This window comes from Nocardia sp. NPDC050713, assembly GCF_040654315.1.
Classification (GTDB): domain Bacteria; phylum Actinomycetota; class Actinomycetes; order Mycobacteriales; family Mycobacteriaceae; genus Nocardia.
Map to the genome: position 1 here is coordinate 244,078 of NZ_JBFAHS010000011.1, position 25,968 is coordinate 270,045.

At 69.5% G+C, this 25,968-nt stretch carries 23 protein-coding genes; 11 read left to right on the top strand and 12 right to left on the bottom strand.

The window, feature by feature from the left end; genetic code table 11:
* Positions 1-342 precede the first annotated feature (342 nt).
* Together AB0H49_RS21510 and AB0H49_RS21515 are read left to right on the top strand one after the other, a co-directional pair.
* Entirely contained in the window at positions 343-1,023 is a 681-nt protein-coding gene (locus AB0H49_RS21510; protein ID WP_357253801.1) for a TetR/AcrR family transcriptional regulator, read from the top strand.
* A 622-nt stretch (positions 1,024-1,645) separates the two neighbouring features.
* Entirely contained in the window at positions 1,646-3,067 is a 1,422-nt protein-coding gene (locus AB0H49_RS21515) for a short-chain fatty acyl-CoA regulator family protein (RefSeq protein ID WP_354999276.1), read from the top strand.
* 3 nt (positions 3,068-3,070) lie between these two features.
* Here AB0H49_RS21515 and sigJ read toward each other — a convergent pair whose 3' ends face one another.
* Entirely contained in the window at positions 3,071-3,985 is a 915-nt protein-coding gene (sigJ, locus tag AB0H49_RS21520) for an RNA polymerase sigma factor SigJ (RefSeq protein WP_354999275.1), read from the bottom strand.
* A gap of 183 nt (positions 3,986-4,168) precedes the next feature.
* Between sigJ and AB0H49_RS21525 the strand changes: the two genes are divergently transcribed.
* Entirely contained in the window at positions 4,169-5,638 is a 1,470-nt protein-coding gene (locus tag AB0H49_RS21525) for an MFS transporter (protein WP_357253803.1), read from the top strand.
* Between the two features lie 144 nt (positions 5,639-5,782).
* Here the strand turns inward: AB0H49_RS21525 and recG are convergent, their stop codons facing one another.
* Together recG and AB0H49_RS21535 are read right to left on the bottom strand one after the other, a co-directional pair.
* Positions 5,783-8,059 carry an ATP-dependent DNA helicase RecG gene (gene recG, locus AB0H49_RS21530; protein WP_354999273.1) on the bottom strand — a complete coding sequence of 759 codons (2,277 nt, stop codon included), beginning with the start codon at positions 8,057-8,059 and terminating at the stop codon, positions 5,783-5,785.
* A gap of 25 nt (positions 8,060-8,084) precedes the next feature.
* On the bottom strand, positions 8,085-9,767 hold the full coding sequence (locus tag AB0H49_RS21535) for a DAK2 domain-containing protein (RefSeq protein ID WP_357253805.1): 1,683 nt from the start codon (positions 9,765-9,767) through the stop codon (positions 8,085-8,087).
* 304 nt (positions 9,768-10,071) lie between these two features.
* Here AB0H49_RS21535 and rpmB point away from each other — a divergent pair, with 304 nt between their 5' ends.
* The 3 genes from rpmB to AB0H49_RS21550 all read left to right on the top strand — a co-directional run bounded on the left by rpmB (position 10,072) and on the right by AB0H49_RS21550 (position 11,734).
* On the top strand, positions 10,072-10,263 hold the full coding sequence (gene rpmB / locus AB0H49_RS21540; protein WP_011210730.1) for a 50S ribosomal protein L28: 192 nt from the start codon (positions 10,072-10,074) through the stop codon (positions 10,261-10,263).
* Positions 10,264-10,372: 109 nt separating this feature from the next.
* A complete protein-coding gene (locus tag AB0H49_RS21545) occupies positions 10,373-10,897 on the top strand; it encodes a GNAT family N-acetyltransferase (protein ID WP_357253807.1) in 525 nt (174 codons plus the stop codon).
* 48 nt (positions 10,898-10,945) lie between these two features.
* Positions 10,946-11,734, top strand: a complete 789-nt coding sequence (locus AB0H49_RS21550) for an enoyl-CoA hydratase-related protein (RefSeq protein WP_357253809.1) — start codon at positions 10,946-10,948, stop codon at positions 11,732-11,734.
* A 1-nt stretch (position 11,735) separates the two neighbouring features.
* Here the strand turns inward: AB0H49_RS21550 and AB0H49_RS21555 are convergent, their stop codons facing one another.
* From AB0H49_RS21555 to AB0H49_RS21570, 4 genes are all read right to left on the bottom strand, one after another.
* Positions 11,736-12,617 carry an alpha/beta hydrolase gene (locus tag AB0H49_RS21555; protein ID WP_357253811.1) on the bottom strand — a complete coding sequence of 294 codons (882 nt, stop codon included), beginning with the start codon at positions 12,615-12,617 and terminating at the stop codon, positions 11,736-11,738.
* 58 nt (positions 12,618-12,675) lie between these two features.
* Positions 12,676-12,930 carry a hypothetical protein gene (locus AB0H49_RS21560; RefSeq protein ID WP_067781970.1) on the bottom strand — a complete coding sequence of 85 codons (255 nt, stop codon included), beginning with the start codon at positions 12,928-12,930 and terminating at the stop codon, positions 12,676-12,678.
* Positions 12,931-13,006: 76 nt separating this feature from the next.
* On the bottom strand, positions 13,007-13,690 hold the full coding sequence (locus AB0H49_RS21565; protein ID WP_357253813.1) for a uracil-DNA glycosylase: 684 nt from the start codon (positions 13,688-13,690) through the stop codon (positions 13,007-13,009).
* A gap of 11 nt (positions 13,691-13,701) precedes the next feature.
* A complete protein-coding gene (locus tag AB0H49_RS21570; RefSeq protein WP_357253852.1) occupies positions 13,702-14,697 on the bottom strand; it encodes a thiamine-phosphate kinase in 996 nt (331 codons plus the stop codon).
* Between the two features lie 162 nt (positions 14,698-14,859).
* Between AB0H49_RS21570 and AB0H49_RS21575 the strand changes: the two genes are divergently transcribed.
* Positions 14,860-15,633 (top strand): DUF3515 domain-containing protein, encoded by a 774-nt coding sequence (locus AB0H49_RS21575; protein WP_357253815.1) that lies wholly within the window; start codon positions 14,860-14,862, stop codon positions 15,631-15,633.
* Between the two features lie 313 nt (positions 15,634-15,946).
* Here the strand turns inward: AB0H49_RS21575 and AB0H49_RS21580 are convergent, their stop codons facing one another.
* A complete protein-coding gene (locus AB0H49_RS21580) occupies positions 15,947-17,038 on the bottom strand; it encodes a D-alanine--D-alanine ligase family protein (RefSeq protein ID WP_354999266.1) in 1,092 nt (363 codons plus the stop codon).
* A gap of 87 nt (positions 17,039-17,125) precedes the next feature.
* Complete coding sequence (locus AB0H49_RS21585) at positions 17,126-18,136, bottom strand: NAD(P)H-dependent glycerol-3-phosphate dehydrogenase (RefSeq protein ID WP_357253817.1); 1,011 nt, start codon at positions 18,134-18,136, stop codon at positions 17,126-17,128.
* Between the two features lie 31 nt (positions 18,137-18,167).
* On the opposite strand from AB0H49_RS21585, the gene cofC reads away from it, so the two are divergent.
* The 3 genes from cofC to AB0H49_RS21600 all read left to right on the top strand — a co-directional run bounded on the left by cofC (position 18,168) and on the right by AB0H49_RS21600 (position 22,062).
* A complete protein-coding gene (gene cofC / locus AB0H49_RS21590; RefSeq protein ID WP_354999264.1) occupies positions 18,168-18,851 on the top strand; it encodes a 2-phospho-L-lactate guanylyltransferase in 684 nt (227 codons plus the stop codon).
* Between the two features lie 71 nt (positions 18,852-18,922).
* Positions 18,923-21,097 (top strand): RNA degradosome polyphosphate kinase, encoded by a 2,175-nt coding sequence (locus tag AB0H49_RS21595; RefSeq protein ID WP_354999263.1) that lies wholly within the window; start codon positions 18,923-18,925, stop codon positions 21,095-21,097.
* Between the two features lie 20 nt (positions 21,098-21,117).
* Positions 21,118-22,062: a bifunctional NUDIX hydrolase/histidine phosphatase family protein gene (locus tag AB0H49_RS21600; RefSeq protein WP_357253854.1), complete on the top strand. Its 945-nt coding sequence runs from the start codon at positions 21,118-21,120 to the stop codon at positions 22,060-22,062.
* Between the two features lie 121 nt (positions 22,063-22,183).
* On the opposite strand, the gene AB0H49_RS21605 is transcribed toward AB0H49_RS21600, so the two are convergent.
* The 3 genes from AB0H49_RS21605 to leuC form a co-directional block, all read right to left on the bottom strand.
* Positions 22,184-22,837, bottom strand: a complete 654-nt coding sequence (locus AB0H49_RS21605; RefSeq protein WP_354999262.1) for an HU family DNA-binding protein — start codon at positions 22,835-22,837, stop codon at positions 22,184-22,186.
* A 157-nt stretch (positions 22,838-22,994) separates the two neighbouring features.
* A complete protein-coding gene (gene leuD, locus AB0H49_RS21610) occupies positions 22,995-23,603 on the bottom strand; it encodes a 3-isopropylmalate dehydratase small subunit (RefSeq protein WP_354999261.1) in 609 nt (202 codons plus the stop codon).
* Positions 23,604-23,640: 37 nt separating this feature from the next.
* Entirely contained in the window at positions 23,641-25,065 is a 1,425-nt protein-coding gene (leuC, locus tag AB0H49_RS21615) for a 3-isopropylmalate dehydratase large subunit (RefSeq protein WP_354999260.1), read from the bottom strand.
* A 191-nt stretch (positions 25,066-25,256) separates the two neighbouring features.
* Between leuC and AB0H49_RS21620 the strand changes: the two genes are divergently transcribed.
* Complete coding sequence (locus AB0H49_RS21620; RefSeq protein ID WP_067781941.1) at positions 25,257-25,958, top strand: IclR family transcriptional regulator; 702 nt, start codon at positions 25,257-25,259, stop codon at positions 25,956-25,958.
* Positions 25,959-25,968 lie beyond the last annotated feature (10 nt).

Here is a 25,968-nt window from a genome sequence, read left to right on the forward strand (position 1 = left end):
GACTATCCGACCATGTGGTGGACTTCGCGGACGTTACGTGCTCGGACTCACGGGCCGCGAGGCGGTGGATGGTGACCATCTGACAGCGAGGGCTCATGGCGCGGGGTGACCACAGGTTATGGCTGATGACGACGTCGTGGTCACCGCCTTGGCGGGATAAGCGCATGGTTGATTGCCCGAAGGTAGATGAACTATTGATACCGGCGAGTACACCGCTGTGACTCGGCGCATAATGCTAATACTGACTGCACACTCAGTCAACGCCGGGGTAACGCCGTCACTGGGCGCTAGAGTGTGCGGGAAAATTTGGACCGAAGAGGGGTGGTATCGGTGGGTAGGCGTGTGGCTGAGCCGGGCAAGTCGGGTGCGATCCTCGATATCTTCACGCGCCATGTTGCCGAGAAGGGCTATGACGGGACCAGCTTCAGTGGCGTCGCGAGCGAGTTGGGCATCTCGCAGGGCTTGATCGTGCACCACTACGGTACGAAGGCGCGGTTGCTGGAAGCCTTGCACATTTCCTATATGCGGCAGCGGATCGATGAGGCAGAGCGCATCGTAGCGGAGTTTCCTGCGCCTGCCGAACGGATGGCCGCGCTGTTGTTCGCGTCCATGCTCTATCAGGTGCATGATCGAAATCGGACCGTCGCTTTCCAGCGCGAGGTCGCGCGGTTCGCCCAGCAAGAGGAGACCTCCGAGGGGCGTAAACTGCGACGGCGCTACATCGAAATGCTGCGCAATGTGCTCGAGTCGGGCGTTGTTTCGGGTGAGTTCCGGCCTGTCGATGGAAGTATCCGGACCCTGCTCATCTTCGGTGCCGCGCAATGGGCGTGGACGTGGTTCGAGCCGGAAGGGCGTAGGTCCGCCGAACAGGTCGGTGCCGAACTGGTCGATTTCACTCTTGGCTCTTTACTGGTGGATCGGAGTTCGTTGCCGCGTCTCAGCGATCCCGACGGCCCGATTGTCGCCGCGGTAATCGAAATCATCACCGCAGAAGGGACGCCGAAGGAACTGCCGGACATCTGACCACGCACTCGGCTCGCCGGGCCACAACCACCGCGCCGGAGACGTGCACCGCTCTCGAAGCCCAGTTGCCGGATCAGCGTGGCCACCGCCGGATCGAACGCGGCGGGCAGGCGCTGGACGCGACCGGAGTTCAGTCCAGCGCGGAAGCCCGACCACTTGTCGGCGTGGCGGTGGCGGCCGTCGGGCCGGAACGGAGTCGGTCGGGCAACAGAAGATCCCCTCACGAACCTCCGGTGCCCGGCCGAGGACCTCGGGCGCCGCGGTGAATGTCAGCTGATCGAGTTCGCCCGCACCGTGTTTCGCGGTGCCTCGCGCCGCGTCGAGGAAACGGTCCTGCTCCGCACGATCTACTACCCCGTCGGCCCGCGTCCGAAACTTCTCGATGTCGTGGGCGCGGGGAACGGGCGCGCGCCGCGCGGAAACGCCTCGTCGGCGACGCGAGCGCGTACGATATGGGTCTTCATGCACCCTTCGGGTTCCAGACGGCTACCGGCCCAAGGGCCTCTCTTCGCACGCTACGCAGCGGACGCCGAAGCAAGAATCCCGTGCAAATGCCGATTTCTGTGGGCGAGAAGTACCGGTTCTGCGATGTTTGCGAAGACGAAGCCGCTAGGATTCGCCCGTGCGCAAGATGTATGCGGGCGCCCGGCTGCGGCGACTGCGCGAGGAACGACGGATGACGCAGGCGGCACTGGCGAAATCCCTCGATCTCTCGCCCAGTTATCTCAACCAGCTGGAACGCGACCAGCGACCGCTCACCATTCCGGTGCTGTTGAAGCTCAACTCCACCTTCGACCTGGACGTTCAGTTCTTCGCCGCCGACTCCGACGCCCGTCTGGTCTCCGACCTGCACGAGGTGCTCGTGGACGCGGCGGGCGGCGACAGCGCCCCGCTGACCGAGGTCGAGGAGCTGGCCACCCGCCAGCCTGAGGTGGCCCGCATCCTGGTCGCCATGCACCGACGGTTGCGCGCCGCCACCGACCAGCTCGATCTGCTCTCCTCCCGGGTGGCCGCGCCCACCGGCGGGCCCGGCGTCCCGATGCCCTACGAGGACGTCCGCGACTTCTTCTACGACCACCACAACCACATCCCACACCTGGACCACCTCGCCGAACAGCTCTTCGAGGAGTGCGGTCTCACCATCGGCTCGCTGGACCGCCAGCTCGCCAGGATCGCCGAGGAGCGAGCAGGGGTGACCGTTCTGGTGCGCGGCGACGGCGCCGATCCGTCGATCCCGAAGCGCCACTACGACCCCGAGAGCCGCACGCTGACCCTGGCCCGCAGGCTGCGCCCCGGGCAGCGCGCCTTCCAGATCGCGACGACCCTGGGCTTCCTGCTCTTCGGCCCCGAGCTCGACGCGGTGCTCAGCGAAACCCCCTCGCTCACCGGCGAATCCCGCGCGCTGGCCCGAATTGGACTGGCCAACTACTTCGCGGGCGCGCTGATCCTGCCCTACGGCCGGTTCCTGCGCTCGGCCGAGGAACTGCGTTACGACATCGACCTGCTGAGCCTGCGTTTCGAGGTCGGCTTCGAGACCATCTGCCACCGCCTGAGCACCCTGCAACGGCAGGGCCAGCGCGGGGTTCCGTTCTTCCTCGTCCGCACCGACCGCGCGGGCAATATCTCGAAACGCCAGTCCGCCACGGCTTTCCACTTCTCTCGTGTCGGCGGCAGCTGCCCGCTGTGGGTGGTGCACGAGGCGTTCGCCCACCCGGGCCGCATCCTCACCCAGATCTCCGCCATGCCGGACGGCAGGCGCTACCTGTGGATCGCCCGGACGGCGTTCATCGCGCCGCACGGATTCGGCACGGCGACGAAGAATTTCGCCATCGGGCTCGGCTGCGACATCGAATACGCCGACCGCCTGGTGTATTCGACCGGGCTGCACTTGGACGACCCCGGCGCCGCGGTGCCCATCGGCGCGGGATGCAAGGTGTGCGAGCGGCCCGCTTGCCCGCAGCGGGCGTTCCCGCAGATCGGCAGTCCGCTGGCGGTGGCGGAGAACACCAGCACCGATCTGCCTTATCCGCGGATGCTGCGCTGACCCTCACCCGCGCAGGTGGGTCAGCTTCTCCGGATTGCGAATCGCGTAGACCGTGCGCACCTTTCCGGTGTCGGCGTCGACGTCCAGCAGCAGGACGGCCGCAGGCGCACCGCCGGAATAGACCACCGCGGACGGCTCGCCGTTGGTCCACCCGTACCGGATCGTCATGTCGGGGACCGAGGTCAACACCATAGGACTGGTGAGCAGGCGCGCGACCTTGTCCGGTCCGTGCACCGGCCGCAGCGCCGCGCGAAGCAGGCCGCCGCCGTCGGACAGGAACGTGACGTCCGGCGCGAGCAGTTCCAACAAACCCGTCACGTCCCCGCTGAGCTGGGCGGCGAGGAAGCGCTCGGTCACCGCCCGCTGGGTGCGCGCGTCGGCCTGGTAGCGCGGACGCTTGGCGCGCACGTGGTCCCTGGCTCGGTGCGCGAGCTGGCGGATCGCCGGGGTCTCCCTGCCCAGCATCGCGCCGATCTCGGCGTGCGGATAGCCGAACACCTCGTGCAGCACGAACACCGCGCGCTCGAGCGGGGTGAGCGTCTCCAGGACGACGAGCATCGCCAGCGACACCGACTCGCCGCGCAACGCGATCTCGGCGGCGTCCGCGCTGTCCCTGACCTCCGGGGTGTCGGCGACCAGCGGCTCGGGCAGCCAGGGCCCGACGTAGGTCTCGCGCCGGCGGGCCAGCGTCTCCCGGCGCGAGAGCGCGTTGTTCACCGCGATCCGCACCAGGTACGCGCGCGGGCTGGTGATCTCGCCGAGGTCCGAGCGGTGGCGCGACTCCCAGGCCAGCCAGGTGTCCTGCAGGACGTCCTCGGTGTCGGTGACGGTGCCCAGCATGTTGTACACGATCGAGAAGAGCAGTTCGCGATGCTCGGCGAAGACGTCCGTCGCCTGTTCGTCCATGGTCTCGATCATCGTTCCTCCTGTGCCGGAAAGCTCGCGCGGCTGTCGTACCCCGAGAGTGGTTCGAGGCGCGGAACGTGACAGCCGGGCCGCGGAATGTGATCTGACTCTCGCCACGTCACCTCCCCTCGGCGCCTCCGCTCTTGGTTGGCGACAGGACGAAAACCGTCCGGATTCGCAGAGAAGGACCCGACAGTGCGATCACCGACCGAAACACCCTCGTATCTGGCGACCCGTCGCGGCAAGCTCACGCTGGCGCTGCTGTGCACGGTCGCCTTCCTCGACTTCGTCGACGGCTCGATCGTCAACGTCGCGCTGCCGACCATTCAGCGCGAACTCGGCATGGACGTGGCGACGCTGCAGTGGGTCACCAGCGGCTACCTGCTGACCTACGGCGGGTTGATGCTGCTCGGCGGCCGTCTCGCCGACCTGCTCGGCCGCCGCCGCGTGCTCGTGGCGGGCACGCTGCTCATCGCCGTGGCCTCGGCGGTCGGCGGTCTCGCCGACGACAGCGGGCTGTTGATCGGCGCGCGGCTGGCCCAGGGCGTCGGCGCGGCGCTGATGCTGCCCGCCGCGCTGTCCATCCTCACCACGACCTTCCGCGAGGGCTCCGACCGCACGACGGCGCTGAGCGTGTGGGGCGGAGCCGCGGGCCTGGCGTCGGCGGCGGGCGTCTTCCTCGGCGGCGTGCTGGCCGAGGGACCCGGCTGGCGCTGGGTGTTCTACGTCAACACTCCGGTCTGCCTGCTGGTGCTCGCTGCCATCCCGGCGCTGGTTCCCAACGATCGGCGCAACGAGATCCGTGGTGGCTTCGACCTTTTCGGCACCGCGCTGGGCACCGGCGGCCTGATGCTGCTGGTGTACGGCCTGGTCAAGGCGCCGGAGCACGGCTGGGGCGACGCGACGACGCTGGCGCTGCTCGGCGGCGCGGCGGCGCTGCTCATCGCGTTCGTGGTCAACGAGCACCGCTCGGCCGATCCGCTGGTGCCGCTGTCGATCTTCCGTATCCGCGGTCTGGCCGCGGCGAACGTCACCCACCTGATCGTCGCGGCGGGCATGCTCGCGATGTTCTTCTTCGTGACGCTGTACATGCAGTCGGTGCTCGGCTACGGCGAATTCAAGGCCGGTGTGGCGTACCTGCCGGTGAGCCTGACCATCGGTGTGGCGGCGGGACTCTCGGCGAAGCTGTTCACCAGGGTGGGCACCCGGCCGGTCATCGTGGGCGGCGCGGCGATCACCGGGCTCGGCATCGTGTGGCTGTCGTTCATTCCGACCGACGGGTCCTACCTGGCGCACCTGCTGCCCGGCATGCTGGTCATGTCGGTGGGCGCGGGCGCGGTGTTCGTCGCGAACACCACCGCCGCCAACGCGGGCGTGCCCGGCGAGCAGGCCGGACTGGCCGCCGCCCTGCTCAACACGGCCCAGCAGATCGGCGGCGCGCTCGGCATCGCCGTGCTGACCGCGATCGCCACCTCCCGCACCACCGCGCAGTTGGCGGCGGGCGAGCCGCAACTGGACGCGATGACCGACGGCTTCCAGCGCGCGCTGCTGGTCGGCGGACTGATCGCGGTCGCCGGGGCGATCATCGGGCTGTGGACCGCGGACTCGCGCGGTGAGAACGACGCCGACTCAGCCGAGGACGAGCCGAAAGTCTTTGCGGCATAACAGCATCGAACGCCAGGGACGGACCAGGGAGGTCCGTCCCTCGGTCGTGTCATGACTTGGCCAGGTACGCCAGTCGCTCACGGCGGCGTGCATCACGCCAGCCGCGCCCGGGTGCTCGCGGGACGGGGCCGTCCCGCGGTGGCGTCACGACTTCGCCAGATACTCCAGCCGCGCACCGTCGACGGCGGCGCGCATCATGCTCGCCAAGCCGGGGTGCTCACGCAATCCGGGATCGGCCTCGACCAGTTGCCTGGCCAGATCCTGCGCCGTGGTGATGACTTCCAGGTCGTCGAGCAGGGACAGCAGCTTGAGCGAACTCGCCGTCCCGGACTGCGCCGCGCCGAGCACATCGCCCTCGCGGCGCTGGCGCAGATCGAGCACGGAGAGTTCGAAACCGTCGGTCGTCGCGGCCACCGCTTCCAGCCGGGTCATCGCCGAACCGCCGGGCGCGGCGTCGGTGATCAGCAGACACAGGCCCGGGTGCTTGCCGCGACCGATCCGGCCACGCAACTGGTGCAGCTGGCTGACGCCGAACCGGTCGGCGTCCACGATCACCATCACCGTCGCGTTCGGCACGTCGACGCCGACCTCGACGACCGTGGTGCACACCAGCACATCGATCTGCGCGTCGTTGAAGGCGCGCATGACCTGGTCCTTCTCGTCCGCGGGCAGCCTGCCGTGCAGCAGGCCGACCCGGACGCCCGCCATCGGCCCGGCGCGCAGCATGTCGAAGACATCGACCACGGCCTGGGTGGTCGGGGCCTCCTTCTCCTCGGCCGCCTTGGCCTTACCGCGGCCTTTGCCGGAGCCGCCGTTCTCCTCGTCGTCGCCGATGCGCGAGCACACGACGTAGGCTTGGCGGCCCTCTTTCACCTCTTCGAGAATGCGTTCCCACGCCCGGTCCACCCAGTTCGGATGTAGTTTGCGCGGAACGACTTTCGACGTGATGGGCGAGCGGCCGCGGGGCAGCTCGGTGAGGGTGGAGGTCTCCAGATCGCCGAGGGTGGTCATCGCGATGGTGCGCGGAATCGGGGTCGCGGTCATCACCAGCAGGTGCGGGCTCGTCCCCGCTTTCGCCTTGGCGCGCAACGCGTCCCGCTGTTCGACGCCGAAGCGGTGTTGTTCGTCGACCACCACCATGCCGAGGTCGAAGAACTCGACGTTGTCCTGGATCAGCGCGTGCGTGCCGATGACGATGCCCGCCTCACCGGTGACGGCCTCGAGCAGCGCGGCCTTCTTCGCCGCGGCCGACATCGAACCGGTCACCAGCACCACCCGGGTGGACTGCTCGGCAGCGCCCAGCTCGCCCGCCGTACCGAGCTCGCCGAGCATCGCGCGCAGCGACCGATAGTGCTGGGCGGCAAGCACTTCCGTCGGCGCTAGCAACGCGCACTGCTGACCGGCGTCGACCACCTGGAGCATGGCGTGCAGCGCGACGATCGTCTTGCCCGAGCCGACCTCACCCTGTAGCAGCCGGTGCATCGGCTGGGTTCGGCCGAGATCGGCGGAGATCTCCGCGACCACCTGCCGCTGACCGGCGGTGAGCTCGAAGGGCAGCTGCCGGTCGAAGGCCGCGGCGATGCCGTCGGTGCGCGGCGGGCACGGCCGCGCGACCCGGCCCGCGACCTCGTGCCGCCGCTCGGCGAGCACCAGTTGCAGCGCGAGTGCCTCGTCGAAGCGCAGCCGGTCCTTGGCGCGGTCGATATCGGTTTTGCGCTCCGGCAGATGGATCAGCCGCAGCGCGTCGGAGACCGGCATGAGGGCGCGGTCCTCGCGAATGTCCTCCGGCAGCGGATCGTCGATCGGGTCGAGCTGTTCGAGCACCTGGCGCACGCAGGCCAGCAGATCCCAGCTCTGCACCTTCGCGGTGGCCGGGTACACCGGGATGAACTCGCGCTCCATGAACGAGACGTCCACTCCCCCTGCGCCTTTCGCGCTCTGCGCCAGACCGCGTAGATCGCCGCCGCCGCGCACCTTGGTGAAGGTGCCGACCGAATCGTCCTCGGTCTCGGGCAGGATCAGGTAGCCGGGATGGCTGAGGTTCCAGCTGCCGGGCCGCCAGTAGCTGACCGTGCCGGACATCATGGCCCGAAGTCCTTCTTTGACAACGTATTTCACCTTGTCGCCGTTGAAGAACGTGACGTCGACCGGGCGTCCCGACCCGGTGTCGAGCAGAACCTTGAGCAGCGATCCGCGCCGGTTGCGCATCGGTTTGAGCTCGGTCTTGGTGATCCGGCCGATGACGGTGATGTGCGAACCGTCCTCGGGCGCTTCCTCCGTGAGCGGCTGGCCCTGGGTGGCGTAACGCAAGGGGTAGTGCCGCAGCAGATCCTCGACGGTGTTCATGTCGAAGGCCTCGGACAGCGAATCCGCGGCCTTCGCACCAAGGATGTGGTCCAGCCGATCGCTCAGTGTCGCCATGTCTCCACCCTCGTACTGATGCCTCTCATTCCACCCCGATCTGCGCCAGATCCCCTTGCTGGCCACCGGAATACACCGTGACCTCGACGCCGGGAAAACCTTGGGCGATGTGCGCGCTCAACTCCTCGGCCAGCCCGGCGGGCGCGTCCGCGCCCATCAGCAGGGTGACCAATTCGCCGCCGAGGCCGAGCATCCGGTCCAGCAGCGTCAGCGCCGCGCCGCGCACGTCGCGGTCGATCACCACCACGTCGTGGCCGACCAAGCCGAGCCCGTCGCCCGGCTCGCAGGTGCCGACCATGGTCAGCGCGCGCTCGGTGGCCGCGCGCAGCGAACCCCACCGGGTCGCCGCGGCGGCCTCCGACATCGCGAACGCGTCGTCCACGGCGATCCGGCCGCGATCGTGCACCGCCAGCGCCGCCAGGCCCTGGACCATGGAACCGCTCGGCAGCAGCAGCACGTCGCGGTGCGCGTCGCGCGCGGCGACACCGACGGCGACCAGTTCGTGCGCGGGCAGCGCGCCGTTCGGAAGCACGAGCACCTCGCGGTGCGGCATCCGCCGGATCGCGGTGAGCAGTGCGGTCGAGGTCACCGGGTGCGCACCGAGCACGACCGCGCCCGCCGCCTCGAACAGCGCGGCGGCTCCCGAGCCCGCGGCGACGGCGAGCACACCGCGATCGGCGGGGCCCTCGGCACGGTCTCGATCTACGCCGGTTTCGCCGACGCGCGCCCGGCTCTCTCCGGAAGACCGCTGCGGCTCGAGGTGGTCGCGGCCGACCGGGGCCGTGATGGCGAAGCTCTCGATGCGGATATCGCGCACGACGCCCGCCGCGAGCCCGGCCTCCACCGCCGCGCCGGCGTCGGCGCAGTGCACGTGCGCGGACCAGCTCCCGCTGCCGTCGCCCACCACCACTACCGAATCGCCGAGTTCGGCGAGGCGCTCACGCAGTCGGGCGACGCGCGCCAGGTCGGTTTCGGTCAGCAGGTACATGACCTCGAAGTGCGCGCCGTCGAGCTCGGTGCCATCGGCCGAAACGTCTGCCGCTGCGGCGAATTCACCCGGCAGGTAGTCGGGTCTCGTCGGAGTCTCGCCGAGGGCGACGGCGACCAGCGCGTCCAGCAGCACCACCAACCCGCGCGCGCCCGCGTCCACCACACCGGCCGCCCGCAGCACCCCGAGCTGGGACGGGGTGTCGCCGAGCGCCTTGGCCGCGCCGTCGGCGGCCGCGACGGCGACCTCGGCGAGTGTGTCCTCCGGGCAGGTCACCGCGCAGTCGGCGGCGCACTCCAGCACGGTGAGCAGGGTGCCTTCGACCGGATCGCTCAGCGATTCGCGGACCAGCGCGGCGGCGCGGCGCAGGGCGGAACGCAGGGTCTCGGCGGTGAGCGGTCCGTCCGTCGTCGCTTCGGCGATGCCGCGCAGCACCTGCGAGAGGAGGATGCCGCTGTTCCCTCGCGCGCCCGCGGTGGCGCCGCGCGCCAGGGCCGCGGCGACTCGGTTCGCGCTCGTTTCGTCCGGCGCGGCGTCGGCCGCTCGGACCGCCGCGCGCATGGTGGCGAGCAGGTTGGTTCCGGTGTCGGCGTCGGCGATGGGGAAGACATTGAGCGCGTTGATCTCCGCGCGCCGCTCTTCGAGACCGTCCAGACAGAGGCGGCTCCAGTCCCGCAGCGCCGCGCCGTCGATCTCCTCCCGCTGCCCCGGCACCGTCACCTCGCTCCCTTCGCACCGCCCGCACAACACCGCCGTCCGCCAGGTTAGCTGGCGATACCGACAGCGGCCGCGTGACACCGAATCGGTATGCTGTCGGGGTGTTCGACGGCTGGGACGGCCCGTCCGACCGGGTCCCGGTTTGGCGGATCGGCGTGGCATTGGCTACCCTTGCTGGGTTGCTCGTGCGGCCTGAAGCTGGCCTGCGCTGGTCGACGTCAGTCGGCAGGGCACATCACGACATTGTTTCCGGACATGCCGCATCATTGTGCGGCGGTCCCCATATGACATGAAGGAGTTCGCGACTATGGCTGCCGTCTGCGACGTCTGCGCCAAGGGCCCCGGCTTCGGGAAGTCGGTCTCGCACTCGCACCGGCGCACCAACCGTCGCTGGAACCCGAACATCCAGACCGTGCGCGCGCAGGTTGCCCCGGGCAACACCCGCCGTATGAACGTGTGCACCTCCTGCCTGAAGGCGGGCAAGGTGGTTCGCGGCTGATTCGGCCCCCGGTCGATCAGCATCAAGACAAACGCCCCGGCGCCCGACAAGGGTGTTCCGGGGCGTCGTCGTCGGTAGGTGTTCCGAGATACCGATCCGAGGGCAGCGCATGGCCGAGGTGAGCACGCGAGCATGGCGGGTCACGCCGCTCGCCGCCGAACACGTCCAGGGCCTGGCCGAATGCCATATCGCCTGCTGGCGTGAAGCCTACCGCGGCCTGGTCCCCGATCGCGTCCTCGACGCCTTCGACGTGGACCGGCGCGCCGAAGCGTGGGACCGCGTCCGCCGCGCGCATCCCGGCAGCACGCACGTGGCTGTCGTCGGCGACAGCGTCGTCGGCTTCGCCAGTTCCGGCCCGCCCAGGGACCGGGCGCCGGTCGCACCGCTCGAACTCAACGCGTTGTACGTGCGCGCCGACTGGTACGGCACCGGTCTGGCGCGCGAGTTGCTCGACACCGTTGTGGCCCCCGGCCAGCCGTGCTCGCTGTGGGTGTTCGAGGACAATCCGCGCGCCCAGGCCTTCTACCGCAAGCACGGTTTCGCGCTGGAGGGCGCGCGCAAGGTCGAGGATTTCACCATCGCCATGCAGGTGCGGATGGTGCGTCCGGCGCGCACGACCGAAACCGCCCGGTAGCGGGAACGAGCGTCGAGGCGAGCCCGAGCAAACGATAGGGTTCCCCTCATGACCTCCACCGCGCAGACCGAGTACGTCACGACCACCGACGGCGTCCTCCAGATCACGATCGCCACCGCCGCCAATGGCACCTCGATGGATTTCGCCGGAATCAACGCGGGCACCGCAGCGCTGACGGACCTCGGCCCGGAGATCGGCGCGGTCGTGCTCACCGGGTCGGGCGCGAACTTCTGCGCGGGCGGCAACGTGCGCGGCTTCGCCGCCGCCGAGGACCGCGCCGCCCACATCCACGGACTCGCGACGGATCTGCACGCCTTCGTGCGCGCGCTGGACGAGACCCGCGTCCCGGTGCTCGCCGCGGTGCAGGGCTGGGCGGCGGGCGCGGGCATGAGCCTGGTCTGCGCCTCCGACATCGCACTCGGCGGCCCGTCCACCAAGCTGCGGCCCGCCTACCCGGGCATCGGCCTGAGCCCCGACGGCGGCATGTCGTGGACGCTGCCGCGCGTCGTCGGCGCGGGGCGCGCCGCCGAGATCCTGCTCACCGACGCCGTCCTGGACGCGGACGAGGCCGTCCGGCTCGGCATCCTCAGCCGCCTCGTGGCCGACGCCGACGTGCGCGCCGAGACGCTCGCGCTCGCACAGGAACTGGCGCGCGGCCCCCGCTCCACCTATGCCAGCATCAAATCACTGCTGGCGCAGTCGAATTCGGCGTCGCTGAGCGAACAGCTGGACTTGGAGCGCGATTTCATCGCCGCAGCGGCGAACAGCCGTACCGGCCGGGAAGGCGTGGACGCTTTCGTGGCGAAGCGCAAGCCGGACTACGACAACCCGGCCTGACCTACTTCAGGTTCTCCACCACGAACTTCGCGACCGCATCGGTGAACGAGTCGTTGTCGTCACCGGCCGCGGTGTGCGCCGCACCGCCGATCTCGACGAGTTCGGCGTGCGGCACCAGCGCCTGGAACGCCGCCGCGCCCTCGGCGCTCACCACGTCGGACTGCGCGCCGCGCACCAGCAGCACCGGGACGCGCAGGGCGCTGGCCGCAGTCTCCATCTGCTCGACCATCGCGCTCGGATCCTCGACGCGGTCGCGCAGCATGTCCGGGTCCCAGTGCCAGTACCAGCGGCCGTCCCGCTGGCGCAGATTGCGCCGCAGGCCGTCGGTGTTCTCCGGCCGCGGCCGGTGCGGCAGGTACTCGGCGACCGCGTCGGCGACCTGGTCGAGGGTGTCGAAGCCGTCGCGGTGCTTGCTGAGGAAGTCGATGACCCTGGCGACGCCCTCGGGCTCGGGCCGGGTCACGATGTCGACGAGGACGAGGGCGCGAATCGACGCACCGCCCGGCGTCGCCGTGGTCAGCAGGCCGGTGATGCCGCCCATGCTGGCGCCGACCACGACCGCGCCTCCGCCCGGTGCGCTCGCGGCGTCCAGCTGTTCCAGCACGAGCGTCAGGTCCGCGACCATCGTCTCGCGCGTGTAGTCGCGGTCCGGCGACCACTGGCTGTCGCCGTGGCCGCGCGCGTCCAGGGTGACCACCCGCATCCCGGCCGCGGCAAGCTTCGCGCCGGTCTGCTTCCACGAGTGCCTGGTCTGTCCGCCGCCGTGCAAGAAGACGACGAGCGGGCCGCCGACCGGGCCGAATTGGTCGGCAGCGAGCTCGAGCCCACCCGAACCGCGCAAGCGCAGCCGAGTGGGCTCGAGAAGATTGTTCGCATTACTCACGATCTGAGCATCGCACAGGGCGCCTACGCCTCGTCGTGAGCCTCGGTGAACGCGGTGCTCAGCAGTCCAGGCGCATGGCGCTGAAGGTGCGCTGGAACAGGCACGCGACCTTCGCGTTCACCGACGCGGAGATGGTGGAGGAGCCGGTCGAGGTGAACTCCTCGGCCACCGGCGCGGTCTCGCTGGTCGCCGTGGCGGGCTCCAAGGGAAGCGGCGCGGCGGTCGCCGCCGACGTCGCGCCCGCGATAGCGGCGGCCATGGCCAGCGTGGCGGTGGTGCCGCGCAGGGCCCCGCGAACGGTGTTGTGCTGCATTGCAGTGCTCCTCATCTGGTTTTCGTGCGGTGATGCGGGTGGTGCTCGTTCCCGGCGGGCCGGGAGGAAAGAAGGATCAGGGCAGGCGCCAGTCGACGGGTTCGGCGCCCAGTTCGTCGAGCAGCTCGTTGACCCGCGAGAACGGCCGCGAGCCGAAGAAGCCGCGAGACGCGGACAGCGGCGAGGGATGCGCGGACTCGATGTAGGGCACCTCGGCCTCGCTCAGCAGCGGCTTCAGCGTCGAGGCGTCGCGGCCCCAGAGAATCGCCACCAGCGGCTCGTCCCGCGCGACGAGCGCGCGAATGGCTTGCTCGGTGACCGCCTCCCAGCCCTTGCCGCGGTGCGAGGCGGGCTTGCCCGGCGAGACGGTGAGCACGCGGTTGAGCAGCAGCACGCCCTGGTCCGACCACGGGCTCAGATCGCCGCAGGAGGGCGTCGGGTGGCCGAGGTCCTTGTGCAGCTCGGCGAAGATATTGGCGAGGCTGCGCGGCACCGGCGAAACGTCCGGCGCCACAGAGAAACTCAGGCCCATGGGGTGACCGGGCGTCGGGTACGGATCCTGGCCGACGATCAGCACGCGAACTTTGTCGAACGGTCGCTGGAAGGCGCGTAGCACGTTCTCGCCCGCGGGCAGGTAGCCGCGTCCCTCGGCGTTCTCGATCCGCAGGAATTCGCCCATCTCCCTGATCCGGTCCGCGACCGGTTCCAAGGCCTGTGCCCAGCCAGGATCCATGATTTCCGACAGTGGTTTCGCACCCATGACCGCACAACCTATCGTGGGTCGGGGCCGGACGCAGAGTCCGCCCCACGGAACGATTCCCAACCGTTGCCGCCCTCGTGCCGCGCGCCGTCCACGGTGACCCCGGACCCGGACGTCACCCGGCCGATCGCGCGCCAGCCTTCGGGCAGCTCAGCGCCACACGGCCAGGTTCCGGCGAAGGCGTGATCCTCGCCTCCGGCCAGAATCCATTGCGCCGCATCGGCATCCAGTCGGCGGGCCAGCGCGTCGAGGGCGGGGTCGCGCAGCGCGGCCGCGTCGAGATCGATCCCGACTCCCGAGGACTCGGCGATGTGGCCGAGATCGGCGAGTAGTCCGTCGGAGACATCGGTGAGCGAGCGTCCCGCCCGCCAAGCCGATCCGAGCACCGCCTCGTACGGTGGTTGCGGGACCCGGTGGGCGGCAAGCGCTTCGGCGAACTCCTCGGCGTCGGCGCCCGCGGTGAGCGCGGCGAGCCCCGCGGCCGACCAACCCAGCCGACCGGCGACCGCCACCGTGTCGTCCACGCGCGCACCGGCTCTGGTGACCGGCGCGTGGCCGCGCAGATCGCCGAACGCGGTGACCGAGACGACCAGTTCGGGACTGCGCACCAGGTCGCCGCCCGCGATCGAGCCGCCCGCGCGCGCCGCTTCCGCCCACATGCCGTCGGACAGTTCGTCGATCACGTCGACGGGCGTCTCCGCGGGGCAGCCAAGCGCCACCACGAAAGCCGTCGGCGCCGCGCCCATGGCGACCACGTCGGCGGCGTTCTGCGCGATCGCCTTGCGGCCGATCTCGCGCGGGCTCGACCAGTCGCGCCGGAAGTGCCGCCCCTCGACCAGCATGTCGGTAGTCACCACGAAGCGACCGTCGGGCGCGGCCACCAGCGCCGCGTCGTCGCCGGGACCGAGCAGCACGGCGGGCGCCTGCACCCTGCGGGCGTTGATGCGCTCGATCAGCGCGAACTCGCCCAGCTCACGCACCGTCCGCGGCGCCGCGCTCTCGCTGATGACCGGTCCCTTCCCGAGGTAGTGCCAGCTGGAATCGGCTCGACGGTACCCTGTGCTGGGCAATCGAGACCACCGAGCCGGTCCGCGGCACCCGCCGCGACGCAGCCCGCGCGACCCGCGCCAACCGGCTCCAGCGAGCGCGAAGAGGAAGGACCGGTACGCATGGCGGCGGACTCGTCGGACAGCGACTCGGCGAAGGGGCAGGAACCCACCGAAGGCGAGAAGCCGACCGACCTCGGCAAGGGCGAGGCCGCCTCGGGTCCCGCGGAGAAGATCAGCGCCACCGAGCAGTCCAAGACAGCCGAGACGTCCGACACCGACGGCACCCCCGGGGCCAGCGGTGAGACCGAACCGGCGGAAAAGCCCAGCGCCGCCGAGGAACCCGAGAGCGGAAGCGACGAATCCCGCTATCCCCCGGCATTGATCGCGACCGCGGTCGCGCTGCCGGTCGTCCTCGTGGTCGCCGTCTTGGTCGCCGCCGTCCTCGCCCGCCGCCTGCCGGTGGAACGCGAGCCGCTGGTGCTGGGCCCCGTGCCCGCGCCCGCCGCTACCGGCGAGGCCTGCACCAAGCTGCTGCCCGCGTTGCCCGCCGACCTCGGCGAGTTCACCAAGTCGACCCTGGTCGAACCCGCTCCGCCCGCCGCCCGCGCCTGGCAGCGCCCGGAGGGCGGAGACGCCATCGTGCTGCGCTGCGGCCTGGACCGGCCGCTGGAATTCCACCGCGCCTCACCGTTGCAGATCGTCAACGACGTGCAGTGGTTCGAAGCGCGCGACGACGCCGCCAAGGCGAGCACCTGGTTCGCCGTCGACCGCGAGACCTACATCGCGCTGACGGTGCCGGACGGTTCGGGACCGACCCCGCTGCAAGAGGTCTCCGACACCATCACCGCGAACCTGCCCGCCAAGCCGCTGGACCCCGGTCCGCTGCCGAACTGATCCGCACGCCCGGGATCGGCGCCGTCGCGACCACGGACTTCGGCGCCGATCGAGACTGTGCTGAAGCACCAGCCGCGTCGGCCCGCCGCTCGGATACCCGCCGATAGCAGCGGCATTCGCACCCACCGAGACAACCGACCGCAGCCACGCCGAAGCGGGCAGTCTCGTTCCGCCTGCCCGCTCGGAATCGCGCCGCCGTCAACGGCCCTCGCACCGGCCCGGAACGGTCGACCTCAGCCACGCCGAAGCAGCCAGCCGCCTTCGACCCGCCCGCGCGATCCCGACGCACGCGCAGCGGACCAGGGCTTACCGTTCAGCGCAGGCCGGTCCCGCGAGCCAGCGCGGTCTCGATCAACGTCGAGACCAGCGCGCCGTACTCGACCCCGGTCGCCTCCCACATGCGGGGGTACATGGAGATCGCCGTGAACCCCGGCATGGTGTTGATCTCGTTGATCACCGGCCCCTGGTCGGTGACGAAGAAGTCCACGCGGGCCAGACCCTGGCAGTCGAGCGCGCGGAAGGCGCGGACCGCCAGTTCCCTGATCTGCTCGGCCACCTCGTCGTCCAGCTTCGCCGGAACGTCGAACTCGCAGACGTCGTCGAGGTACTTGGTGTCGAAGTCGTAGAACTCCGGAGCGTCGTCGTCGGGCATCCGGATCTCGGCGATCACGCTGGCCTCGATCCGGCCGTCCGGGAATTCCAGCACGCCGCACTCCACCTCGCGACCGACGATGCCCGACTCCACGATCACCTTCGGATCGTGCGCGCGCGCCGTCGCGATGGCGGTGTCCAGCTCGCTCCAGTCGTCCACCTTCGTGATGCCGAGCGAGGAACCGGCCCGCGCGGGCTTGACGAACACCGGAAGTCCGAGCCGCTCCCGCTCGGCGGCGGACAGCGTCGCGACACCGGGACGCAGCACCACCTGCGTGCCGATCGGCAGGCCGTCGGCCGCGAGCAGTTTCTTCGTGAACTCCTTGTCCATGCCCGCCGCGCTGGCCAGCACGCCGGGGCCCACGTAGGGGATGCCCGCGAGCTCGAGCATGCCTTGCAAGGTGCCGTCCTCGCCGAACGGGCCGTGCAGGATCGGGAAGACCACGTCGACCGAGCCCAGGGCGGCGGAAGGATCGTCGAGGGCGACCAGCGACCCCGCGCGCTGCGGGTCCGCGGTCAGCGTCAGTGCGGTGCCGGAGGCGTCCACGGCGGGCAGTTCGTCGTCCTTGCGGCGCAGCGCGGCGACGTCGGCTCCGCCGAGCACCCAGGCACCCTCGGCGGTGATACCGATCGGCACGGCCTCGTACTTCTCCGGATCGAGGTTGCGCAGCACACTACCGGCCGACAGACACGAGACGGCGTGCTCACTGCTGCGCCCGCCGAACACCACGGCCACCCTGATCCGGTTCGTCATGCACCGAACCGTACCCGCACCGAGCACCGCCGCGAGCGCGGACCGGCCCGCCGCGCGGTGGTCATAGCGACCGTTACCCTGCGGCGATCACTCCGGCTTGACCCGCCGCCCGAGCAGATTGCCGACGGCTTCGCGCACCGAGAGGCCCTCGTGACACACCTGGTGCACCGCGTTGGTGAGCGGCATTTCCACGTCGTGCGCGGCGGCCAGCGCGCGCACCGATGTGCACGATTTCACACCCTCGGCGACCTGTCCCTGGGTGGCCTCCTGCGCCGCCTCCATCGATCCGCCCGCGCCGAGCACGTGCCCGAAGGACCGGTTGCGCGACAGCGGCGAGGTGCACGTGGCGACCAGGTCGCCGACACCGGCCAGGCCCGCGAGCGTCACGGGTTCGGCGCCGAGCGCGACGCCGAGCCGGATGATCTCGGCCAGACCGCGGGTGATCAGGCTGGCGATGGAGTTGTCGCCGAGACCCATGCCGGAGGCGATGCCGCAAGCCAGCGCGATGACGTTCTTGCAGGCGCCGCCGATCTCGCAGCCGATCACGTCGGTGTTGGTGTACGGCCGGAAATAGCCGGTGTAGCTGGCCTGCTGAACGGCCTCGGCGCGCGCGGCGTCGGAACAGGCGATCACGGTGGCGGCGGGCTGCCCCGCGGCGATCTCCTTGGCCAGGTTCGGTCCGGACAGCACCGCGATGCGGCTGGACTCCGTGCCGGTCACCTCCGCGATGACCTGGCTCATCCGCAACAGTGTGCCGGTCTCGATGCCCTTGGCCAGGCTCAGCAGCGTCGCATCGTGCTCGGTGATCGCCGTGTGCAGCGCGGGTTTCCACGTCTCGAGATTCGCCCGCAAGGACTGGGACGGCACGGCCAGCACCACGAGCTGCGCCCCCGCGAGCGCCTGTTCGGGATCGTTGGTGGCGGCCACCTCGGGCAGCTGCACGTCCGGCAGATAGAAGGGGTTGCGGTGCTCGGTGGCGAGAGCCTCGGCCACCTCGGCCCGGCGCGCCCAGATGGTGACCTCGGTTCCGGCGTCTGCCAACACCTTCGCGAACGCCGTCCCCCACGATCCCGCACCAAGTACTGCCGCCCTCGTCATCTGCCCAATATGCCATGGAAGGATTGGTGCCATGCGCCCGCACGCCGTGCACGCCGTGATCGCGGTGAAGAGCCTCGATCTGGCCAAGAGCCGACTGGCCGAGCGGCTGCGCCCGGAGCACCGGGCGCGGCTGGTGCTCGCCATGCTCGCCGATACCGTGTCGGCCGCCGCGGCGGTCCCGCAGGTGCGTTCGGTCACCGTCGTCACCCCGGATCCCGCGGTCGCCGAGCTGGCGGACGGGCTCGGCGCGCACGTCCATCCGGAACCGCGCATCACCGACTCCGACGGACTGAACACCGCGCTGTCGGACGCGGCGGCCGCGTTGCGCCGTCGCCACGGGGCGGTCGAACTGCTGGCGCTGCAAGCGGATCTGCCCGCGCTGCGCACGGAAGAACTCGCCGACATGCTGACGGTCGCGCCCGTCGGGCGGCGCGCGGTGGTCATCGATCATGCGGGGACCGGCACGGCCGCGCTCGTCGTCCGCGACCGCGCCGCGCCGCTGGATCCGCGATTCGGCGCCGACTCCGCGCGGCGGCATATCGCGGCGGGCGCAGCCGAGCTGACCGGCCACTGGCCCGGGCTGCGCCTGGATGTCGACACCGCCGCGGATCTCGACCTGGCCGTCGAACTCGGCGCGGGCGACGCCACCCGCGCTGTCCTGCGCGACATCGGCTGGTCCTGCCGTGTTCACGAACCTGTTCGCCGCGTGTGCTAGCCGGTCGCCGAAACGGCGTGATCCGTCCGGCAATCCCGATGTCGACCTGCACACCGCGCGATTCGTAGGGGATGATCGGTGACGTGAGCGATACGGAAACCGTCAAGCAACAGCAGCTGCTTCCCACGCCTCCGCCCGCCGTGACTCCGCTGCGGGCCGAGCAGGCGACGCAGCAGTTGCCACGTGATCGCTACTTGAACAGGGAGCTGAGCTGGCTCGACTTCAACGCCAGGGTGCTGGCGCTGGCCGAGGACGCGTCGCTGCCGTTGCTCGAACGCGCGAAATTCCTGGCGATCTTCGCCTCCAACCTCGACGAGTTCTACATGGTCCGGGTCGCCGGGCTGAAGCGCCGCGCCGAGACCGGATTGTCGGTGCGCTCGGCCGATGGTCGCTCGCCGAGCGAGCAATTGGAACTGATCGCCGTCCGCACCCAGGAGATCGCGGACCGGCACGCGCGGGCCTTCCTGGATTCGGTGCTGCCCGCGCTCACCGCCGAGGGCATCGCCATCATCGAGTGGCGCGACCTGAACGAGGATGAGCGCCAGCGTCTCTCGGCCTACTTCCAGGATCAGGTCTTCCCGGTGCTGACCCCGCTCGCGGTGGATCCGGCGCATCCGTTCCCCTACATCAGCGGGTTGAGCCTCAACCTCGCCGTGACGGTGAAGGACTCCGCCACCGGCGGCGAGCACTTCGCCAGGGTCAAGGTCCCCGACAACGTGGACCGGTTCGTGCGGGTCCGGCGCAATTCGTCGGGCAACCCGGTGGCCGCCTTCCTGCCGATGGAAGAGCTCATCGCCGCACACCTGGATCAGCTGTTCCCCGGCATGGACGTGGTGGAGCACCACTCCTTCCGCATCACCCGCAACGCCGATTTCGAGGTCGACGAGGACCGCGACGAGGACCTGCTGCAGGCGCTCGAGCGCGAACTGGCCCGCCGCCGCTTCGGATCACCGGTGCGGCTGGAGGTCTCCGACGACATGACCGAGCACATGCTCGATCTGCTGTTGCGCGAACTCGACGTCGATCCCGGCGACGTGATCCAGGTGCCCGGCCTGCTGGACCTGTCCTGCCTCTGGCAGGTGTACGGCGTCGACCGGCCGAACCTGAAGGACGCGCCGTACGTTCCGGCCACTCCGCCCGCCTTCGGCGAGCGCGAGACCCCACGCAACGTCTTCCAGGCGCTGCGCGAGGGCGACGTGCTGGTGCACCACCCGTACGACTCGTTCTCCACCAGCGTGCAGCGTTTCATCGAGCAGGCCGCGGCCGACCCGCAGGTGCTCGCGATCAAGCAGACCCTCTACCGCACCTCCGGCGACTCCCCCATCGTCAACGCGCTCATCGACGCCGCCGAGGCGGGCAAGCAGGTGGTCGCGCTGGTGGAGATCAAGGCCCGCTTCGACGAGCAGGCCAACATCAAATGGGCACGGGCGCTGGAGCAGGCGGGCGTGCACGTGGTGTACGGCCTCATCGGTCTGAAGACGCACTGCAAGACGTGTCTGGTGGTGCGGCGCGAGGGTTCGACCATCCGCCGCTACTGCCACATCGGCACCGGCAACTACAACCCGAAGACGGCCCGACTATACGAGGACGTCGGATTACTCACGGCGGCACCGGAAATCGGCGCCGACCTCACGGATCTGTTCAACTCGCTGACCGGCTACTCGCGAAAAGCCAACTACCGCAACCTGCTTGTCGCACCACAGGGCGTACGCGCGGGCATCATCGATCGCATCCAGCGCGAGACCGAACTGGCGCTGCAGGGCGCCGAGGCGCGAATCCGCTTGAAGGCCAACGCGATCGTGGACGAGCAGGTGATCGACGCGCTCTACCGCGCCTCGCAAGCCGGCGTGCCGGTGCAGATCGTGGTGCGCGGCATCTGCGGGCTGCGCCCCGGTGTGCCGGGCATGAGCGACAACATCGAGGTGCGCTCCATCCTCGGCCGCTTCCTCGAGCATTCGCGGATCATGCACTTCCAGGCCCAGGACGAGTACTGGATCGGCAGCGCCGACATGATGCACCGCAACCTGGACCGCCGCGTCGAGGTGATGGCCCAGGTGAAGGATCCGAGAATCTGCGAGCAGTTGGGCGGTGTCTTCGACTCGGCCCTGTATCCGACCACCCGCTGCTGGGTACTCCAAGCGGACGGCAGCTGGCATGCCGCACCGGCACGCACCGGAGTGGACGGTGAGCAGGTCCGCGACCACCAAGAATTCCTCATGCGACTGCGGAGACCGGAACAGCAGTGAAAGCGACGACGGGATACGAGATGGACGGGGGACCGTTCTGGGATCCCCGAGTGACGGCCAATATTCACGCCGCTGGCGCCGTGCTCTGGCGCCGCGCCCCCGGGAAGCCCGGCGGTGTGGAGATCGCGGTCGTGCACCGGCCCAAGTACCAGGACTGGTCGCTGCCCAAGGGCAAGATCGATCCGGGTGAGACCCCGGTGCTCGCCGCCGTACGCGAGGTGCGCGAGGAGACCGGCCTGGATTCGCGCCTCGGCCGGTACCTCGGGCACGTCACCTACCCCATTCCGGGGCACCGCAAACTCAAACGCGTCGATTATTGGGCGGCGGAAGTGGCGGGCGGCGAATTCACCGCCAATACCGAAGTGGATGTGCTGACCTGGTATCCGCTGGACCGGGTGATGGACGAGCTGTCCTATCCGATGGATCGGCAGGTCGTGCGGGCCTTCAGCCGAGTCCCCGCCGCCACCGAGACCCTGTTGCTGGTGCGGCACGCGAAAGCCGGCCACCGCTCTCGTTTCGAGGGCCCGGACGACGAACGGCCGCTGGAGCGGGCCGGGCGCGACCAAGCGCAGGCGTTGGTCCCGCATCTGCTGGCCTTCGGCGCGAGCGAGATCTATTCGGCCGATCCGGTGCGCTGCGTGCAGACGATGCAGCCGCTGGCCGAGAAACTCGGCGCGGAGATCCATCTGGAGCCGCTGCTGTCCGAAACCGGTTACGCGGCAGCGTCGGACGAGGCCCGCGAACGCGCCGTCGAGCTGGAGCCACAAGGCGCGGTGCGGGTTCTGTGCAGCCAGGGCAAGGTGATTCCCGATCTGCTGAATTGGTGGGCGGGCCGGTCCGGGCTCACCGTTCCGCCTGCCCGCAATCGCAAGGGCAGCGTCTGGGTGCTGTCCTTCGCCGACGGTCGGATGGTGGCCGCGGACCACCTGGACCGGTCGCTGTCGACAGGCTTGGTGAAGCCGTAGAACGGGGGTTTCCGGCCCCCGAAAACCGGACGCGGACAGACCGAAACGGCCCCGGGATCGAACACCGGGGCCGTTTCCGGTCCGTATGGGTGGGGTAGTCGGCCGGGCCGCCGACTACGCCTCAGCGCGCGCGGCGGGCCGGAGCCTTCTTGGCCGCGGTCTTCTTGGCCGGAGCCTTCTTGGCCGCCGTGGTCTTCTTCGCGGCGGTGGCCTTGGTGGCCGTCTTCTTGGCCGCCGTGGTCTTCTTCGCGGCGGTGGCCTTGGCGGCCGTCTTCTTGGCAGGTGCCTTCTTCGCGGCGGTGGTGGTCTTCCGGGCGGTGGTCTTCGCCGGAGCCTTGGCCGCGGCCTTCTTGGCCGTCGTCTTGGCGGGCGCCTTGGTGGCGGTCGCCTTCTTGGCGGCGGCCTTCTTCGCCGCCGTCTTCTTGGCGGCCGCCTTCTTCGCCGCCACAGGGGCATTCACGCCACGCTTGACCGCAGGACCGGTCGCCGCGAGCTTCTGCTTGCCCGCGATGACCGCCTTGAATTGGGCGCCGGGACGGAACGCGGGCACCGAAGTCGGCTTCACCTTGACGGTTTCGCCGGTGCGCGGGTTCCGAGCCACACGGGCGGCACGCTTACGCTGTTCGAACACACCGAATCCGGTGATCGTGACGCTCTGGCCTTTGTGCACCGCGCGCACGATGGTGTCCACAACATGCTCGACTGCCGCGGTAGCCGTGCGCCTGTCCGTACCCAACTTTTCGGTCAGAACGTCGATCAGTTCCGCCTTGTTCATTGAATCCTCCGCAGACTAATGGCCCGTCGTCGGACCGACTAGGTACCACGGTAAACCCACTTTGAGCAAGAGTCTATGTGCCACGCCAAAATTCATGGTGGTTTAGCACACGTCTAGCTACCGCTCGCCATGACGTCCAGCTATCGCACCTGATTGATTACGCCTGCGAAATATGGGCGGGCAGGGTGGTGGGCTTCCAAGTCGGCCTTGCCTTTTCGAACTCGGCGATGACGTCGCTACGCCGCAGTGTCAGACCGATGTCGTCCAATCCCTCGAGCAGGCGCCACCTGGTGTAGTCATCAATATCGAACGGCAACACGACGGTTCCCGCCGTCACGGTGCGCGCCTGGAGATCCACTACCAATTCGAGACCCGGCTGTTCCTCGATCATCTTCCAGAGCAATTCGACATCGTTCTGTGACATCTGCGCCGCCAACAGGCCGCCCTTGCCCGCATTGCCACGGAAGATGTCGGCGAATCGAGGCGAGATGACCACCCGAAAGCCGTAGTCCGACAGCGCCCATACGGCATGCTCGCGTGAGGAACCGGTACCGAAATCCGGGCCCGCAACCAGCACACTACCCCGGTTGTACGGCTCGGTGTTCAAAATGAAGTCGGGCTCTGTTCGCCAGCCCGCGAACAGGCCGTCCTCGAATCCGGTTCGAGTGACCCGCTTCAGATAGACCGCCGGGATGATCTGGTCGGTGTCGACGTTGGAGCGACGCAGCGGCACGCCGATCCCCTTGTGCACGGTGAAGGCTTCCATCAGATTCTCCTGGATACGTAGTGGGTGTCGCGCGGCGTCAGTTCAGATCCGCGGGCGAGGACAGAGTTCCGCGGACCGCCGTCGCGGCGGCCACCAGCGGGGAAACCAGATGGGTACGCCCGCCTTTGCCCTGCCTGCCTTCGAAGTTGCGGTTCGAGGTGGAGGCGCAGCGCTGGCCCGGCGAAAGCTGATCCGGGTTCATTCCCAGGCACATCGAACAACCGGCCTGCCGCCATTCGGCGCCCGCCGCGGTGAAAATCTCGCCCAATCCTTCTTTTTCCGCCTGCGCGCGAACCCGCATCGAGCCCGGTACAACCAGCATTCGCACGCCGTCGGCGACGCGCCGTCCCTTCAAAATCCCGGCCACAGCGCGCAAATCCTCGATGCGTCCGTTGGTGCACGATCCGACGAATACGGTGTCGATCGGGATCTCCCGAAGCGGAGTTCCCGGCTCCAAATCCATGTACCGCAGCGCTTTCTCCGCGGCCTCGCGCACCGTCTCGTCGGCAATCTCGGCGGGGTTGGGCACGGTCTCGCCCAGCGGCAGACCCTGACCCGGGTTGGTGCCCCAGGTGACGAACGGCGTCAGCTTGCTCGCGTCGATGTGCACCTCGGCGTCGAAAACGGCGCCCTCGTCCGTCTTCAGCGCGTCCCAGGCGGCCACCGCGGCATCCCAGTCGGCGCCCTCGGGCGCGTGCGGGCGGCCCTTCAGGAACTCGTAGGTGACCTCGTCCGGCGCGATCATGCCGGCGCGAGCGCCCGCCTCGATGGACATGTTGCACATCGTCATCCGCGCCTCCATGGACATGGCGCGCACGGCCTCGCCGCGGTACTCCAGGACATAGCCCTGGCCGCCGCCGGTGCCGATCTGGGCGATGACCGCGAGGATCACGTCCTTACTGGTGACCCCGTGCGGCAGCTGACCGTCGATGTTGATGGCCATCGTCTTGAACGGGCGCAGCGACAAAGTCTGTGTCGCCAGCACGTGTTCGACCTCGCTGGTGCCGATGCCCATCGCCAGCGCGCCGAACGCGCCGTGCGTGGAGGTGTGGCTGTCGCCGCACACCACGGTCGTGCCGGGCTGGGTCAGGCCGAGCTGCGGACCGACCACGTGCACGATGCCCTGATCCAGATCGCCCATCGGGTGCAGCCGGACACCGAATTCCGCGCAGTTGCGCCGCAGCGTCTCGACCTGGGTGCGGGAAATGGGGTCGGCGATCGGCTTATCGATATCGATGGTGGGGACGTTGTGGTCCTCGGTCGCGATGGTCAGGTCGGGGCGGCGCACCGGCCTGCCCGCGGCCCGCAGTCCGTCGAAGGCCTGCGGACTCGTCACTTCGTGCACCAGGTGCAGATCGATGTAGATCAGATCGGGCTCGCGCGAGGCGCCTTCACCCTCGCCGCGGGCTACGACGTGCTGATCCCACACCTTCTCGGCCAGGGTGCGTGGGCGGTCGGCCATTCTCGATCACCTTTCGGACGAGCAGCGGGGCCGCGCGATTCGGGCTGAGTGCGCGGCGCCTGCTGCACAGAGTTGTGGATTCGGGTCGACGGACATCTCGACCGTGCCGCCCCGCCCTGGCCGCTCGCCTCGGCGGCGGCTTTCTCGGCGGAGTTTGACTATCTCAATATCCGAGACGCTAATATCGTTCTATGAGACAGCATAGCGGTATCGGCGTCCTCGACAAAGCAGTGGCAGTCCTCTATGCCGTCGCGGAGCACCCCTGCGGTCTCAACGAGCTGTGCACCCGTACCGGCCTGCCGAGGGCCACCGCGCACCGGTTGGCCGTCGGGCTCGAGGTGCACCGTCTGCTCGCTCGCGACAACAACGGGACCTGGCGACCGGGTCCGGCCCTCGCCGAACTCGCGGCGGGCGCCACCGATCCGCTCCAGGAGGCCGCGGCGGCCATTCTGCCCCGGCTGCGCGAGATCACCGGCGAGAGCGTCCAGCTGTATTGCCGCGACGGCGGCGCCAGGGTCTGCATCGCCGCCATGGAACCGCCCGTCGGCCTGCGCGACACCGTGCCGATCGGCGCGCGGCTACCGCTGACCGCGGGCTCAGCCGCCAAGGTCTTGCTCGCCTGGGCGGATCCGGAGTTGCAGCGCACCATTCTCGCCGACGCGGTATTCGGTGAGCGCGCACTCGCCGAAGTGCGCAAGCGCGGCTGGGCGCAGAGCGCGGCCGAGCGAGCCGCGGGCGTGGCCAGCGTCTCGGCGCCGGTGCGCGATACGGCGGGCAACGTGATCGCCGCGGTCTCGGTCTCCGGCCCGATCGACCGAATGGGCCGCAGGCCCGGCGCACGCTGGGCGGCCGATCTGGTCGCCGCCGCGGACGCGCTGCACAAGCGCCTGTAACACGTTTCAG